General features: G+C 69.4%; 9 protein-coding genes. 4 read left to right on the forward strand and 5 right to left on the reverse strand.

Annotation, left to right across the window (positions count from 1 at the left end):
- Window positions 1–16 precede the first annotated feature (16 nt).
- From C1C97_RS10755 to C1C97_RS10765, 3 genes are all read left to right on the forward strand, one after another.
- Window positions 17–1,519, forward strand: coding sequence for an amidase (locus tag C1C97_RS10755; RefSeq protein WP_121031790.1), 1,503 nt, complete (start codon window positions 17–19; stop codon window positions 1,517–1,519).
- Window positions 1,520–1,655: 136 nt separating this feature from the next.
- Window positions 1,656–3,290: a phosphoglucomutase (alpha-D-glucose-1,6-bisphosphate-dependent) gene (pgm, locus tag C1C97_RS10760; protein ID WP_121031792.1), complete on the forward strand. Its 1,635-nt coding sequence runs from the start codon at window positions 1,656–1,658 to the stop codon at window positions 3,288–3,290.
- Window positions 3,291–3,434: 144 nt separating this feature from the next.
- Window positions 3,435–4,517 carry a lipid II:glycine glycyltransferase FemX gene (locus tag C1C97_RS10765; protein ID WP_121031794.1) on the forward strand — a complete coding sequence of 361 codons (1,083 nt, stop codon included), beginning with the start codon at window positions 3,435–3,437 and terminating at the stop codon, window positions 4,515–4,517.
- On the opposite strand, the gene C1C97_RS10770 is transcribed toward C1C97_RS10765, so the two are convergent.
- From C1C97_RS10770 to C1C97_RS10790, 5 genes are all read right to left on the reverse strand, one after another.
- Window positions 4,514–6,031: an LTA synthase family protein gene (locus C1C97_RS10770; protein WP_233542892.1), complete on the reverse strand. Its 1,518-nt coding sequence runs from the start codon at window positions 6,029–6,031 to the stop codon at window positions 4,514–4,516. The genes C1C97_RS10765 and C1C97_RS10770 overlap by 4 nt on opposite strands.
- A gap of 238 nt (window positions 6,032–6,269) precedes the next feature.
- The gene (locus tag C1C97_RS10775) at window positions 6,270–7,031 is read right to left on the reverse strand and encodes a metal-dependent transcriptional regulator (RefSeq protein ID WP_121031798.1); all 762 of its coding nucleotides are present in this window, start codon (window positions 7,029–7,031) and stop codon (window positions 6,270–6,272) included.
- A 193-nt stretch (window positions 7,032–7,224) separates the two neighbouring features.
- Window positions 7,225–8,133 carry a restriction system modified-DNA reader domain-containing protein gene (locus C1C97_RS12210; RefSeq protein WP_147406074.1) on the reverse strand — a complete coding sequence of 303 codons (909 nt, stop codon included), beginning with the start codon at window positions 8,131–8,133 and terminating at the stop codon, window positions 7,225–7,227.
- Between the two features lie 119 nt (window positions 8,134–8,252).
- Complete coding sequence (locus C1C97_RS10785; RefSeq protein ID WP_325048981.1) at window positions 8,253–13,085, reverse strand: DEAD/DEAH box helicase; 4,833 nt, start codon at window positions 13,083–13,085, stop codon at window positions 8,253–8,255.
- A 245-nt stretch (window positions 13,086–13,330) separates the two neighbouring features.
- Window positions 13,331–14,185 carry a 3-hydroxyacyl-CoA dehydrogenase gene (locus tag C1C97_RS10790; RefSeq protein ID WP_110920510.1) on the reverse strand — a complete coding sequence of 285 codons (855 nt, stop codon included), beginning with the start codon at window positions 14,183–14,185 and terminating at the stop codon, window positions 13,331–13,333.
- 251 nt (window positions 14,186–14,436) lie between these two features.
- Between C1C97_RS10790 and C1C97_RS10795 the strand changes: the two genes are divergently transcribed.
- Window positions 14,437–15,852 (forward strand): uracil-xanthine permease family protein, encoded by a 1,416-nt coding sequence (locus C1C97_RS10795; protein ID WP_121031803.1) that lies wholly within the window; start codon window positions 14,437–14,439, stop codon window positions 15,850–15,852.
- Window positions 15,853–15,868: the final 16 nt, after the last annotated feature.

Below are 15,868 nucleotides of genomic sequence, written 5' to 3' on the forward strand. Positions count from 1 at the left end.
CGCGCGAGAGGATCCCGTGGAGCACTTCCCCACCCTGACCGAGACCGTGGCGGCACTGCGCCGCGGTGAGACCACGAGTGAAGCCCTGACCTCCGCGGCACTGGATCGCATTGATGCCCTGAACGAGCACATCGGGGCGTTCGTGCACGTCGCGCATGAGGCCGCTCTGGCCTCGGCGCGCGACGCGGATCGGCGGCTGCGCGGGAGCACGGGTGATTCGACCGTGCCTGCCCTGCTGGGCGTCCCCCAGTCGCTCAAGGACGGGCACGACGTCGCCGGGATGCCCACCTCGTGGGGCTCGCTGACCGCGCGCGGGGAGGACGGAAGCATCCCGCGGTCAGAACGCTCGGACGAGCTCGCCGCCACCCTGCAAAACAGCGGCGCCGTGATGCTCGGGAAGACCCAGGTGCCCGAGTTCCTGCTCAACTGCTATTCCGAGAACCGCCTGTACCCTCCGGCGCGCAACCCCTTTGCCCTGCACTGCTCGGCCGGAGGTTCCTCCGGGGGCCAGGCCGCCGCGGTGGCCGCGGGCATCCTCCCCGCGGCCATCGGCTCGGACGGCGGCGGTTCCGTGCGGATTCCCGCTGCGGCGGGCGGGCTCATCGGGCTCAAACCGAACCGGGGGCGGGTGCCCAGCAGCGATGCGCTGTCGAATGTCGGGCAGCTGGGGGTCAACGGACCCATTGCCCGTACGGCGGCGGACGCCGCCCTGCTCATGGATGTGCTGTGCGGCACCCCGGGCCACGAACGGATCGACCGGCCCGTGGTGGCCGTGCCGGAACCCTCGTTCTCGCGAGTCGTGGAACGCGCCCTGCAGGGCGACGCGCCGTGGGGTCATCGCCCCCTGCGCATCGGCGTGAGCACGGCCTCGCCCTTCGACGCCGCGTACGAGATCACGGTGTCCCCGGAGGCGCGGGCCGCGCTGGACGAGGGGATCCGCGGTCTCGAGGCGCTGGGCCACACGGTGGAGGACGCCGATCTCCACTACGATCCCGCGTACCCCGAGGCCTTCTCCCGGCTGTGGACCACCGCCATGGGCCAGCTGCCGCTCGACGGCGCCGAGCACCTGCTCACCGGGCTCGCCCGCTCGTTCCGCGAGCGCGCACTCTCCCGCAGTGCGGTGGAGCTCGCAGACGCGTTCGCCGTGCTGCGCGGCATCGAGGCGGACCTGATCGGCCAGTATTCCCGTTTCGACATGATTCTCACCCCGGCTCTCGCCATGCCCCCGCGGCCCGTGGGCTGGTACCACGAGGGCTTCGACATCGCGGATCCGGCGGGCGCGGACCAGGACTACATGCGGCAGTGCCAGTACACGCCGTGGACCTCGGTGGTGAACGTGATCGGGCTGCCCGCCATCACGGTGCCCACCACGTGGCGCACCCCCGGGTCCGGGGACTACCCCGGGCCGGTTCCCATGGGCGTGCAGCTGGTGGGGCGCGCGTCCTCGGAGGCGCAGCTGCTCGCGCTGGCCGCCCAGCTGGACCCGCCCACGACGCCGCACGCGTACCTCGTCGCCTGAGCGCCCCTCCGCGCACGGCGCCGCCCGCGCGCGGGAGGTGGCCGTGCGGCGTCGTCGTCCGCCGCGGCGGGGGCGGGGCCCGAAACCGTGCGGCACACGGCCTGACGGGAGGGGCATTCGGGACTAGGTTGGTGCCATGACCAACCGTGCGGGCACCGTTGCCCAACCCAGTGACCTCGTGGACATCGACCAGCTCCTGGCGGCCTACACCGAGCGGGTGCCGGACGCCGGGAACCCGGACCAGCGCGTGGTGTTCGGGACCTCCGGGCACCGTGGTTCCTCGCTGAAGACCTCGTTCAATGAGCACCACATCGCGGCGATCACGCAGGCGATCGTGGAGTACCGCGCCGGGCAGGGCATCACCGGACCGCTGTTCATGGGCAGGGACACCCACGCGCTGTCCGGGCCCGCACAGGACACCGCCCTGCAGGTGCTGGCCGCGAACGGCGTGCGCACCCTGCTGGACTCGCGGGACGGCTACACGCCCACCCCGGCGCTGTCCCACGCGATCCTCGCCCACAACGCCTCGCAGCCCGAGGACCGCGCGGACGGGATCGTGATCACCCCGTCCCACAACCCGCCCACGGACGGTGGCTTCAAGTACAACCCCCCGCACGGTGGCCCCGCGGACACGGACGCCACCGGGTGGATCGCGGACCGCGCCAACGAGCTCATCGAGGCGGGCCTGGAGGGCGTGCGGCGCGTGCCCCTGGAGGAGGCGAAGGCCGCCGAAACCACCGGGACGTTCGACTTCCTGGACGGCTACGTCTCGGCGCTGCCCGAGATCATCGACCTGGAGGCCATCAGGGCCGCCGGCGTGCACATCGGCGCCGACCCCATGGGCTCGGCGTCGGTGGCGTACTGGGAGGAGATCCGAGAGCGCTTCGGGCTGAACCTGGAGGTGGTGAACTCCACCGTGGACCCGCAGTGGGCCTTCATGACCCTGGACTGGGACGAGAAGATCCGCATGGACTGCTCCTCCCCCTCGGCCATGGCATCGTTGATCGGGGCCCGGGACAGGTACGACATCGCCACGGGAAACGACGCGGACAGCGACCGCCACGGCATCGTCACCCCGGACGCGGGGCTCATGAACCCCAACCACTACCTCGCGGTGGCCATCGACCACCTCTACCGCACCCGGGACAGCTGGCGCGCGGATGCCGGGGTGGGCAAGACCCTGGTGTCCTCCTCGATCATCGACCGCGTGGCCGAGTCCCTGGGCCGCCGCCTGGACGAGGTCCCCGTGGGCTTCAAGTGGTTCGTGCCCGGCCTGCTGGACGGCTCCACCGGCTTCGGCGGGGAGGAGTCCGCGGGTGCCTCGTTCCTGCGCCGGGACGGTTCGGTGTGGACCACGGACAAGGACGGCATCATCCTGGCGCTGCTCGCCGCGGAGATCCTCGCGACCACCGGCAAGACCCCGTCCCAGCGCTACCGGGAGCTCACGGAGCAGTTCGGGGATCCCGTGTACCAGCGCATCGACGCCCCGGCGAACCGCGAGCAGAAGGCGGCACTGAAGAAGCTCTCCGCCGAGCAGGTCACCGCGGACACCCTGGCCGGTGAGCCCATCACCGCCAAGCTCACGGAGGCACCCGGCAACGGTGCGGCGATCGGCGGGCTCAAGGTCACCACCGAGAACGCCTGGTTCGCGGCCCGCCCCTCCGGCACGGAGGACGTGTACAAGATCTACGCGGAGTCCTTCAAGGGCGAGGAGCACCTGAAGCAGGTGCAGCGGGAGGCCAAGGCGCTCGTGGACTCCGTGATCGGCTGAGGTGGCACCTCCTCCCGCACCGGGCGGGTGCGGGAGGAGGTGTTGACCGCTGATAAGTATGCGTATTCAATGAGGGGCGACCCTCGCGGCACCGTGGCAGACCCCTCGCCCCGGGGGCACATCACCGAAGGATGACACCCCCGCATGAGGTCCACCCCCGCCCGCCCGGATTCCACGAATCTTCTGGGCCCCTCCAGCATGTTGCAGTCCGAGCCCTGGGAGCGTTTCCAGACCGATCTGGGGCGCAGCACCCACAGGCTCCACGGGCCCGGGTGGGATGCCCTGGTGGTGGAGGAGCGATCCCGTGCCGGCAGGATCTGGTACGCGCCCTACGGTCCCGTGCTGGAGCATCCGGCGGCGCTCACGGACGCTCTCGAGGCCCTGCGGGAGGCCGCCCGCGCCGAGTCCGTGGGGTGGTTGCGGGTGGAGCCGCAGCTGCCCGCCCCGGCGCAGACGCCTTTCAGGAACGCGGTGCAGCGCCAGAACGCCACGGCGGCCTCCCTGGTGGCCCTGCTCCGGGCGCACGGCGCCCGCCCCGCTCCGCGTGACATCCAGCCCGCCCACACCCGCTGGGTGGATCTCACCCGCCCGCCCGAGGCGATCCTCAAGGCCATGACGGGCACCAACCGCAACCTCTGGCGGCGGCACCGGGACAAGGGCCTCACCCTCTCGTCCAGTTCGCACCCCAGCGCCGCGGACGCCGTGATCGAGCTGCTGCACCGCACCGCGGGGCGCAAGGGGTTCACGGCCCAGACCTCCGAGTACCTGCGCACCGCGGCCCGCTCCCTGGGGCCCTCCGGCAGCTGCACGGCGTACTTGAGCTCCGTGGACGGCACGGTGGTCAGCGCCCTGCTCACCTACGACTCCCCCACCACGCGGATCTTCGCGCACTCCGGCATGGACGCGGCGGTGCGCAAGCTGCGGCCCAACCAGCCGCTGATCGCCCAGGCGCTGCTCGACGCCGCGGCGCAGGGCCAGTCCGTCGGCGACCTCTTCGGCATCGCGCCCCTGAGCCGGCCCGATCACCCGTGGACGGGGTTCAGCGCGTTCAAGCGCTCCTTCGGGGGCGCGGACGTGGCACTGGGCGGCACGTGGGACGTGCCCGTCAGCCGCGCCCGCTACGCGGCGTACCGGGGAATGCGCCGCGCTCGGGACGGAGCGGTCCAGCTCCGCGCCCGGGCGCGCACGGCGGTGTCCGAGGCCAGGAGCTCCCGGAGCTCGGACTAGCCCACCGGGTTCTGCGCGTCCCAGGCCCGGGTGTAGAAGTCCGAGGACAGCGAGTCCAGCAGGTCCCGGTAGTCCTCCGGTGCCATGGCCTGGGCGGAGCCCTCGGGGGGTGTCGGCCGGCGCACGGACACGCCGAGGCCCGCGGCGCCGTCGCGCACGGAGAGACCGGCGGCCTCGAGGAGCGTGGGGTACATGTTCAGCTGGTCCGCGCCGGAGCGCAGGGGCTCCCGGGGCGAGCCCCCCGGGATCCACACACGGTTGAAGATGGTGCGGTGGGGGTTGTCGTCCAGCTGCTCGTGGAAGGCGTCCCCCGCGCTCATGTGCTTGAGGTGGTCGCCCATGATCACCACGGAGGTGTCCTCCAGGTAGCCCCGGGACCTCATGTGGTCCACGAATCCGGCCACCTGGGACATGGAGCACGCGAACACGGACGTGACCTGGTTCTGGGTGTCCACGTCGCAGGAGTCGTAGACGTGGACGGGTTCGTGGGTGTCCAGCGTCAGCATGGACAGGTTGAAGGGCTGCCCCGTGCGCTCGGAGTCCGCGTGCAGCCGGTCGATCTCGTCCTTGGCGTGGGACATCAGGCGCTCGTCGCTCAGGCCCCAGTCGCCGCGGAAGTTCTTCTCGGGCTCACCCGCGGCCCGCCAGTCCGCCAGCCCCTTGTCCTCGGTGTAGCCGTGGCTGCGCAGGAACGTGCCCTTGCCCGCGAAGGAGGAGTTGGCGCCGCCCAGGAACACGTTCTTGTAGCCGTGGTCCTGCAGGACATCCCCCAGGCATGTGACCCCGCCCAGGTACTGGTCCATGCCCACGCCGATGTCGGAGGCGCCCATGCCCGCGCCCGATCCCTTGAGCGGGATGCCGCACTGGGTGGACGCCATCCCGGCCATGGTCCACCCGCCGCCCTCGTACTGCTGGAAGTCGGCCACGCTGCGCCAGCCCTGGGAGGGCGGTGTCGCGTTCTCAAGTGGGGCGAACGCGTTCTTCTCGAAGAGCTGGTCGTCCGCCAGGGTGGCCTCACCGGACTCGAGGTAGATGACGACGAGGTTGAGCTTGTGCGCGTCGGCCGTGACGGTGGGGCGGACGTACTGGGCCCCGATGTCGTGGGGGGACTTCGCGGCCTGCACGTACTGCCGCAGGCCCACGGCCGAGGCGAAGCTCGCGGTGCCCGTGACGACCACCGCGGCCACCGCCAGCGCAGAGGCCGAACGCAGTGCCACCCGCGCGGAGCGGCCGCGCCGCTCCGCCCGGGAGCTGCGGCCCCACCTGTGGCGGACCACGGCGATGAGCGCGGTGACGAGAACGGGCAGGACCCCGATCACCAGCACGGCCACCCACACGATGGACCCGCCCCCGCCGTCCGTCTGCACGGACACCAGGTTCATGAGCATCTGCCCCACGGAGATGGGGCCCCAGTAGTGCCTGATCACCGCGGCGGCCGCGAGAAGCACGAGCCCCAGCCAGATCAGCGCGTAGGCGACGCCCCGCCCCGCCCACAGGCCCACGGTTCTGCTCATGCGGAGAAAACGCTCAGACATGTTCCTGACCCCGTGTTCCCGAATAGTTCTGCGTGGGCCCGCACCGCTTGTCGCTGCTGCCGCACCGCTCCCTCTGTCAATGTGGATTCAAGCGTAGGACATTCCCCGCTTGCCGTTCGTTAACCTTCGCGACATCACAGGGGCGCGGCACACCGGTCCGCGCCGAGGCCGCGCACCCGGGATGGAGTGGTCCTGCGGGGCGGTGGAGCCGGACGGCTCAGCCCGGGTGGTCCTGCAGACGCACCCACACCGCCTCGGCCACGAGGATGTCCAGGTCCACGACGTCGTCCCCCGAGGACTGCCGTGCGGCACCCGGGTCCGTGGGCACCCGCTCGGCCGTGGCACCGGTGCCCGACGGCGCCTGGGGTGCCTCCGCGCGCACGCGCACCTTCGCGGCGTCGGACGGGTCCGGGAGCACACTCACCCGCGATCCCGGGCCGATCCCCGCGCGGGACAGCCGCCGAAGGGTCCGGGGGTTCTCGTCCGAGACCCGCGTGACGCGCACCCGGGCCGGCCCGACCACGTCCGCCAGGGGGACCGCCGGCGCCGGGGTGATGACCCCGTCCCGGGTGGGAATCACGTCCCCGTGCGGGTCCGTGCCGGGATGGCCGAGCTTGGCGTCCACACGGTCGATGAATCGGTCGGTGACGGCATGCTCGAGGACCTCTGCCTCGTCGTGGATCTCGTCCCACGCGTAGCCCAGCTCGGTGGCCAGGAACATCTCCAGGATCCGGTGCCGGCGCACCATGTGCACCGCCACGTCACGTCCCTCGGCGGTCAGCTCCACGACCCCGTATGCGGGCCGGGTCACCAGGCCCTGTGCGGTGAGCTTCTTCAGCGCCTCGGACACGGTGGAGGCCGCCAGACCCATCCGCGCGGCCAGCGACGTGGTGGTCACCCGCTCCGGCTCCCACTCGCCCAGCCGCCAGATGGTCTTCAGGTAGTCCTGGGTGGCCGGGCTCAGCTCTGCGGGGTGCACGGGTTCAGGGTAGCGGGGTAGTGCAGATCCCGGAGGACTGCCGCGGGCGGATCGCAGCGGGAGGGGCCCAGAATGCTGTGCAGCGGTTGTGGTTGGGGCGCGCAACCCCGCCAAGCTGCTCGGGGCCTCAAAAACACGGAACGCAACGGAGAACAGAAGGGCACGGCCGCTCTGTTTTACCCCAGGGAACTCGTCAGCGGCGCCGGCTCTGCAGCTGCTTCAGCAGGGTGGCCATGAGGTCCTGCTCCTGCAGGCTCGGATCCTCGGCCTGTGTGTACTCCTGGCCCGTCATGCCGTCCCCCTGCCGGCGGTTCTGCGGCGGTTCGAGACCCTCAATCAGGATGGCCTCCATGGTGGCCACCACCAGGTCGGTCCCGAAGTTGGACCCTGCGGCACCGAGCACTCCTGTGCTCAGCACGGGGCGCAGCCCAAACCAGGAGAACCTGTCCCAGCGACCGGACAGCCGGTCCTTGGTGTGCTCCGCCAGGCGCGCTCCAAGTCGGGGGCTGGAGACCCGACCGGTGTAGATAGTTCGTGCTCCGTCGTGGAGCAGGTACACACCGATCTGCTGTGCGAAGTCGATTGCCTTCTCGTCCTGGGACTGCCGCCCCAGCACCCGGACAGCGGTGGAGCTGACGGACCAGTCCACCAGGTCACGGCGCCAGAACATGCCAAAAGCCGTGATGAGACCCGCGTCGTCGTGGTGCGCGTCTGGAGCGCCCGCCTGGGTCTGCTCGTCCTCCGGATCCGCACGGTTCGGGTCCGCGTCCCGCACCGGCCTCGCCTGGGCCCCCGTCTTTCGGGCGGTACCAGGGCGGGGCCTTCCGGGGGCACCTCCCGGCTCTTCGTATGCCGAGCGCAACGCGGCCAGCGGCACGGCCTCGGAGTCGCGCTGCACGTACCAGAAGGACCACCCATTAGTCGCTCCGCCCCGCCGCACCGCTTTGGCTGCAGCGGACGGCGTGCGGTAGGACGATTCGTCGTACAGGACGGATCCGTCTGCGGTGAGCGACGCTCTCGCGGGCCAGGTGGGCGACCTCGATTCAAGCTGCTCGCCCGGAAACAGCAGCTCGTGCTCGATGAGATCTTTCAGGCTGGTCATGTGTTCACTCTCCTACCGTGGGCTGAATCGTTGTCTTCACCGTGACCGTCGCGCCCGGTGCGCGGCTGCCAGCGACCGGCAACCCTGGACAGGACCGCTGGCACGGTGGTGGCCCGGTCTCACGCCGTCCCCGGCAGCCCCTTCACGATCTCCATGGTCCGCACGCTCACCGTGGTCACCCGCTTGATCAGGTCCACGATGTAGCGGGGGTTCTCGTGCTCCAGCGCCCAGTCGTTGGGATCGTTCACGATGCCCGACGCCTTGTCCGTCTTCACCCGGTACCGGTCCAGCAGCCACTCCAGCCCGGAGCGCGAGCCCAGCATGTACTCGTGGGCCGCGTCCGGGATGCCGCTGAGCGTGACGTTGCCGTTGTACACGATCACCGAGCGGTCCCTGGACCTGCCCGTGCCGCCCCAGCGCATTGTCGTCACCCGGTAGAACGCGGGGTCGGACTCGTCGCCCGTGCTGTGGGACTCGGTCAGCGGGTACGGCTCCACGGTCTCGTAGCCGATGTGCAGGTCCATGAGCTCGCGCCCCGCCCGCGCGTACGCCCGGAAGTCCTCGGCGGAGCCGGGCAGCGGAATACGCGGCAGCTGGCGCTTGAGGTCCGCCGCGTACGTCTGCCGGTAGGCCGGGTCGTGCAGCTGCGCGTACACGCTCGCGAAGATCTCGTCCTTGCTCACGCCCTCCCCGAAGGCCTCGGTGTAGCGCGCCAGAGTTTCGTCCGTCACGTTGTCGATCCGCCGGTACCCGTCCACGACGACGCCGCTCTCGCTTCCGCCCAGCCCCAGGTCCAGTTCCGTGGGGTCCTCGTTCTCGGCGGGGGTGTCCAGGGGCTCGTAGGTGTAGCGGGGGAAGAACTGGCCGCCGCTGCCCGCACCCGTGACGTAGAGGTCCGGGATCTGATCCAGCGCGAGAACAGAGAACGGAACGGCGGATCCCATACCCACCACGTAGAACCCGTAGTTCTCGTGCTTCGGGGTCGGGAACATCTTGGGCAACTGGTAACGGCGCGAATTCAATTTTTGGTCAAAGTAAAGGTTTTGGCGCAAAAACGGCCTGTATGAGCTAAGTCGAAATCCCTTGTCTTCGACTGCCATCCTGTTTTTATGAACCAGCTCGCGGAACAACTCCGTGCTCCAACTTATTTTCGTGGGATCATACTCTGCGTGACCCCGGGCCTCGATCTCCTTTCGCGCCCGAGAAGACCCCCCTGGCTGGAAAGAATCAACGGTTTCATTAAAAGCGTCCACCGTCGAATGCGTGTTTTTGATCAGTTTCGTCCTGGAATAGTTGAAGCACCAAGCGTCACGACCCGTCGCCACTCCGCGGCTATACGCAGTTAGTACTGGAGGGGGATCTGAGGTTCCATCTCTGTCTCCCAGCGGGGCGTACTCCTGGAACTCGTCCGTGGACTGGTTGAGCCACTCCCCCTTGTCGTTGGGGCGCAGAGTCTGCCAGCCCTCGTCGTTCAGCCCCGCCGTGCGGATGATCTCGAGCTTGGCCTCGCGGGAGAGGTAGTCCCCGATGTCCCGGTAGCGCAGCTCACAGTCCCCGGTGTGGGCAGGGTCCTTCACCGCCAGCAGCACCGCCACGGTGGCGCGGCTGCCGCTGCCGAACACCTTGCCGCCCTCCCGCCGTGACTGCTCACCCGCCGTGCGCTGGTTGCCCCGGAAGTTGAACACGTACAGCCGGTCGAAGTCCCGCATCAGCGACTTCCGGATGCCGTCCGCCGAGTTCCCGTCGATGTACCCGCCGTTGGTCACGTAGGCCAGAATGCCCCGGCCCCCGATCCGGTCGGAGCCCCAGCGCAGAGCGCGCACGTAGGAGTCGTAGAGGCTGTTCTTGTTCTGCCCGCTGCCGAGCGCCGCGTACGTGTCCCGGATCCGGGCGTCGAGCGTGGGGTAGGCGAGGTTCGCGTTGTTGTCGTTCGCGCTGGTCTGGCCCACCGAGTAGGGCGGGTTGCCCACCACCACCCGGATGTCCGCGTCCAGCTGCTTCTGCGCGCGGGAGTTGTTGCCGGTGAACACCTCGCTGTCGATCACGTCCCGGTCCTCGGACATCTGGAACGTGTCCCCCAGCACGATGCCCTCGAACGGGACGTACATCCCGCCCTGCACGCCGTGGTACGTGGCCTCGATGTTGATGGCCGCAATGTAGTAGGCCAGCAGCATGATCTCGGTGGCGTGCAGCTCCTCCGCGTACTTGCGGGCCAGGTCGTGGGGTTCGATGATGCCGGACTCGATGAGCCGCACCATGAACGTGCCGGTGCCCGTGAACGGGTCCAGCACGTGCACGTCCCGGTCCGTGAGCCCCACCCCGAAGTGCCGGCGGGAGAGCTCGTCCACCGAGCGCAGGATGAAGTCCACGATCTCCACCGGGGTGTACACGATCCCCATGGCGTCCGCCTGCTTGGGGAACGCCTTGGTGAAGAAGTTCTCGTACAGCTCCGTGATGATGCGCTGCTTGCCCTCGGGGTTGTCGATCCCCGTGGCGCGGCGCTGCACACTGTCGTAGAAGGACTGCAGCGTGGCCGTCTCGGACTCCAGGTTGTTCCCGGCCAGCGTGTCCACCATTCGCTGCATCACCACGGACACCGGGTTGTGCGCGGCGAAGTCGTAGCCCTCGAACAGCGCGTCGAACACCGGCCTGGTGATCAGGTGCTGGGACAGCATGGAGATCGCGTCCGTGGTGGAGATGCCGTCGTTGAGGTTGGCCCGCAGTGCCGCCACGAACGTGTCGAACTGCTCCGCGACCTCCGGGGAGGGGTCCTGGGTGACCAAGGCGGTGATCCGCTCGGTGTGCTTGGCCGCCACCTCCGCAATGGTCGCGGACCAGTTCTCCCAGTACTCGCGGTCCCCCACCTTCTGCACGATCTTGGCGTAGATGGCGTCCCGCCACTCCTGCGCGTTCTCGAACGGCAGATCCAGCACGGTCTGCTCGCCGTGCTCGTTGGTGGGGACCACCACCGTGGAGTCGTCGTCCACGGTCACCGGGATCACGTCCAGGCGGTCGTCCCGGTCCTGGTTGAGGTCGATGTGGTTGACCATCGCCTCGAAGCGGTCGTCGTGCGAGCGCAGCGCGTTGAGCACGGACCAGATGACCTTGTACTTCTTGCTGTCCTTCAGCGCGGCCTCCGGAGCCACCCCGGAGGGGATGCCCACCGGCAGGATGATGTACCCGTAGTCCTTGTCCTTGGCCCGGCGCATCACCCGTCCCACGGACTGCACCACATCCACCTGCGAGTTGCGGGGGTTGAGGAACATCACCGCGTCCAGGCTGGGCACGTCCACGCCCTCGGACAGGCACCGCGCGTTGGTGAGGATGCGGCACTCGTCCTGCTCGGGCTCGGCCTCCAGCCACCGCAGCTTTTCACCCCGCTGCGCCACGTTCATGGTGCCGTCCACGTGCTCGGCACGCAGCACCAGGTCCTGCGGGTTGTCCTGCGTGAGCTGCTCGCTCACCCGCTCCAGCGCGTCAGCAACCCGCTGCGACTCCCGGATGTTGGAGGCGAACGCCACCGCGCGCCGCATGGGAGCCGGGGCACCCGGGTGCGGTGCGGCGTCGTCGTCCCCGCGGCCCCGGCCGGAACCGCGCGTGGAGAGGCCCTTCCAGCAGCCGACCATGCGGGCGACGTCGTCAATGCTGAGCTGGCCGTCCTCGTCCGTGAGCAGCTCCTGGAACTGGCGCGTGATCGCGGCCTCGTCCACCGCGAGCACCAGGACCTTGTAGTCGCTGAGCAGACCGCCCTCCACGGCCTCACCAAAACCGAGGCGGTGGAACTCGGGACCGAACAGCGTGTCGTCGTCCATGGACGCGACCACCACGGAGTTCTCCTCCGCCTTCTTCCGGGTGCCCTCGTCGAACACGCGCGGTGTGGCCGTCATGTAGAGGCGCTTGGTGCCGCGGATGAAGGACTGGTCGTGCACGCGCACGAACGCGGAGTCCTCCTGGCCGGCCAGCGTGGCACCCGTGGTGCGGTGGGCCTCGTCGCAGACAATGAGGTCGAAGTCCGGGAAACCCATCTGCTGCGCCTCGTGCAGCACGTCGATGGACTGGTACGTGGAGAACACCACGGTGCGCCCCGCGTAGTCCGGGAAGCGGTTGAGCTGGGTGATCAGGCGCTCCGCGCTCGTGGTGGCCGGCAGCGCAAGATCCGTGGAGGAGATGTCATCCGCGGTGTTCTTGCCCACCTTCACGTCCGAGCACACCGCGAACGCGCGGAACTCCTCGGAGGCATCCCGCTTCCACTCCGTGAGCGTCTGCGAGAGCAGGGAGATGGACGGCACCAGGAACAGCACCGTGGCGTTCTCCGGGGTCTGCTCCTGCATGATCTGCAGGGAGGTGTACGTCTTGCCCGTGCCGCACGCCATGATGAGCTTGCCGCGATCATGCTCCGCGAAGCCCTCCCGCACCGCGGCCATGGCCTGCAGCTGGTGCGGGCGCGGGGACTTGCCCTCGTCCGTGCGCACCATGTGGTCCGGCTGGTCCAGGTTGAACTGGGACCAGTCGATGGGGGCATTTGCCAGCTGATCCAGCCCCACCGTGGACCACGGCTTGTCCAGGTTCTCGATGGTCTTGCGGGCGTTGCCACCCAGCTCTGTGCGGGACGTGGAGACCATCAGCCGCTCACCGAACTCAGCGGTGGCGGACGCGGAGATGAAGGAGTCGACGTCCCCCTTGGCGATCACCTTGTCCGGATCCTTGAACTTGCACTGGATCGCCACCTTCTCGCCCGTGTCGGCGCGGACACCCACCAGGTCCACGCCGATGTCCGAGCGGTTGCCGCGCTCCGGGTACTCGTTCCACAGCCACACCTTGGAGAACGAGTACGCCTGGTCCGTGAGCAGGTAGGAGCGCATCAGGCGCTCGAACTTGTCCCCGCGGTCACGGGTGTCCAGCGCCCCGTAGTAGAGCTTGTCGAGCAGTTCTCCGAAGGCGTCCTGGGTCATGCCGTTCATTATTCATGGACCTGCGGGAGCTGCCGGGGTCCCACGCCGAACCCTGTTCCCCCGAGCACCCTCCTCCGGCGCCGAATCCCGCCCCTGCAACAGCTGAGCAGATGCAGAAAACCGCTCCGGAATCTGCATCTGCTCAGCTGTTGCAACGGGTGGTGGGAGCACCGCGCGGGTGGGAGCACCGCACCGGCGGGCGCACGGCGTGAACCCGGGCGCTGGACGGCGCTCCCGTCATCACATCACTCGTAGGTGTAGAACCCCTGCCCGGAGCTGCGGCCCATGTGGCCCTTGTCGATGAACTCGCGCTTCACGCGCTCCGCCACGCGCTTGGAGTCCTCGGTCCCGGCATTCATGTTGATCTGGTAGTAGGTCTCCATGCCCACGTGGTCCAGGATCTGGAAGGGCCCCAGGGGCGAGCCGGTGGCGGTGCGCCACGTCTTGTCAATGTCCTCGGCCTGTGCGATGTCGTTGACCCACAGGTAGGACGCCGCCGTGAGGAACGGGACCAGCAGGGTGTTGAGGATGTAGCCCGCCTGCTCCTTCTGGATGTGGATGGGCACCATGCCGATCTCCTCGGCGAACTGGAGCACGGCCTGGGCCGCGGCGGGATCCGTGCCCGCGTGGCCCATGACCTCACCGGTGTTGTTGCGCCACACCTCGTTGGCGAAGTGCAGGGCCAGGAACCGCTCCGGGTGCCCGGTGGACTCCGCGATGTCGCTGGGCAGCAGCGTGGAGGAGTTGGTGCAGAGAATGGTCTTCTCCGGTGCCGCCTCACCGATCTGCGCCCAGACCTTCTTCTTGAGCTCCAGGTTCTCGGGGACGGCCTCGATCACGATGTCCGCGTCCGCCAGCGCGGCCGCCAGGTCCGTGGTCCCGCTCAGCCGGGACTTGGCCGCGTCCAGCTGCTCCGGCGTGGCCGCCATGTCCCGCGTGTACAGCAGGGCGAGCTTCTCCCACTTGCCGGGCAGCGCCCCGATGATCTCGTCGCTGATGTCGTACACGGTCACGGTCTTGCCGAAGTACGCGGACTGGAACGCGATCTGCGATCCGAGCACCCCGGAGCCGATCACGGCCACGTTGGTCAGTTCAGCCATGGTGTCTTCCCCACTTCTGTGCGAGTCACGCCCGGGGAAGGTGGCCTCCCGCGGGCCCGAGGACCACGGGCGTGGCCCCCGTCACTCACCCTACTCGCCCGTAGTCCGCCCGTCAGGGGACGCCGACGCCGCACCACCGCCACCCGCGCACCCGCCACCTCCGCGCCCCTCACGACCCCCCCCCCGCTCATCACTCGCGCACTAGAATCCTCGGGGCGGCACCCCGCGCCCGCCCATGACAAGGAGCGCCCATGAGCACGCCGGTTTCCCCCGCACGGACCCCGTCACCGGGCGGGGAGCAGCAGGATCCGCACGCCGAGAACCGGCGTGGCGGCGTCGTCGAGAAGCTGGGACTGTCCTGGCGGCTGCACGGGGACGGCAAGCACGTGGCCCCCGGGGACGTGGTGACCCCGCGGGAGCGGCTGGCGTGGCCGCGGACCATCTCGATCGGCGCGCAGCACGTGGTGGCGATGTTCGGCGCCACGTTCCTGGTGCCGCTGCTCACGGGCTTCCCGCCGGCCACCACGCTGTTCTTCTCGGGCATCGGCACGGTGCTGTTCCTGGTGGTCACCGCCGGGCGGGTGCCCAGCTACCTGGGGTCCTCGTTCGCGTTCATCGCCCCGATCACCGCATCCGTGAACCAGTACGGCCCGGGTGGGGCGCTGGGCGGCGTGATCATGGCGGGAGCCGCGCTGTTCCTGATCGGCGTGCTCGTGCAGGTGGCGGGCACGGGGTGGTTGCAGAGGCTCATGCCCCCGGCGGTCACGGGCACCATCGTGGCGCTGATCGGCTTCAACCTGGCGCCGTCCGCCAAGGAGAACTTCACGGCCGCGCCCGTCACCGCACTGGTGACCCTGGGTTCGATCATCCTGATCTCGGTGCTCTTCCGCGGCCTGCTGGGGCGGCTGTCCATCCTGCTGGGCGTGGCCATCGGCTACCTCACCGCGGTGCTGCGCGGCGAGGTGAAGTTCGACGCTATCCGGGCCGCGTGGGAGCAACAGGGACTGTTCGGGCTGCCCCAGTTCCAGAGCCCCGAGTTCCACCTCAGCATGGCCGGGCTGTTCATCCCCGTGATCCTGGTGCTCGTGGCGGAGAACATCGGCCACGTGAAGTCCGTGGCGCTGATGACCGGGGACGACCTGGACCCCTACACCGGCCGCGCCATCATGTCCGACGGCCTGGCCACCATGATCGCGGGCGCCGGTGGTGGTTCCGGCACCACCACGTATGCGGAGAACATCGGGGTCATGGCCGCCACCCGCGTGTACTCCACGGCCGCGTACTGGGTGGCCGCCCTGGTGGCCCTCCTGCTCAGCGTCACTCCCGTATTCGGCGCGGCCGTGGCGACCGTTCCACAAGGTGTGCTGGGCGGCGCGGCCACCGTGCTCTACGGCATGATCGGCATGCTCGGCGTGCGGATCTGGGTGCAGAACCGCGTGGACTTCTCCAACCCGGTGAACCTCACCACCGCGGCGATCGCCATGATCGTGGGCATCGGCAACTACACGTGGTCCGTGGCCGGGCTGGACTTCGCGGGCATCGCCCTGGGCACCGCCGCCACCCTGGTGGTCTACCACCTCATGGCGGCCATTGCCCGGGCCCGCGGCTCCGTGGGCTCGGACCCGCTCACCCCGGACACCTCCCAGACCCCGTCGCCCCTGGGCTGACACCCCGGGCACGACG

The sequence above is a fragment of the Kocuria tytonis genome, assembly GCF_003226895.2.
Taxonomy (GTDB): Bacteria; Actinomycetota; Actinomycetes; order Actinomycetales; family Micrococcaceae; genus Kocuria; species Kocuria tytonis.

Bases quoted from the DNA above. Each gene is read 5' to 3' on its own strand.
- pgm (WP_121031792.1), top strand. From the start codon at position 1,656: ATGACCAACCGTGCGGGCACCGTTGCCCAACCCAGTGACCTCGTGGAC.
- C1C97_RS10765 (WP_121031794.1), top strand. From the start codon at position 3,435: ATGAGGTCCACCCCCGCCCGCCCGGATTCCACGAATCTTCTGGGCCCC.
- C1C97_RS10770 (WP_233542892.1), bottom strand. From the start codon at position 6,031: ATGAGCAGAACCGTGGGCCTGTGGGCGGGGCGGGGCGTCGCCTACGCG.
- C1C97_RS12210 (WP_147406074.1), bottom strand. From the start codon at position 8,133: ATGACCAGCCTGAAAGATCTCATCGAGCACGAGCTGCTGTTTCCGGGC.
- C1C97_RS10785 (WP_325048981.1), bottom strand. From the start codon at position 13,085: ATGACCCAGGACGCCTTCGGAGAACTGCTCGACAAGCTCTACTACGGG.
- C1C97_RS10790 (WP_110920510.1), bottom strand. From the start codon at position 14,185: ATGGCTGAACTGACCAACGTGGCCGTGATCGGCTCCGGGGTGCTCGGA.
- C1C97_RS10795 (WP_121031803.1), top strand. From the start codon at position 14,437: ATGAGCACGCCGGTTTCCCCCGCACGGACCCCGTCACCGGGCGGGGAG.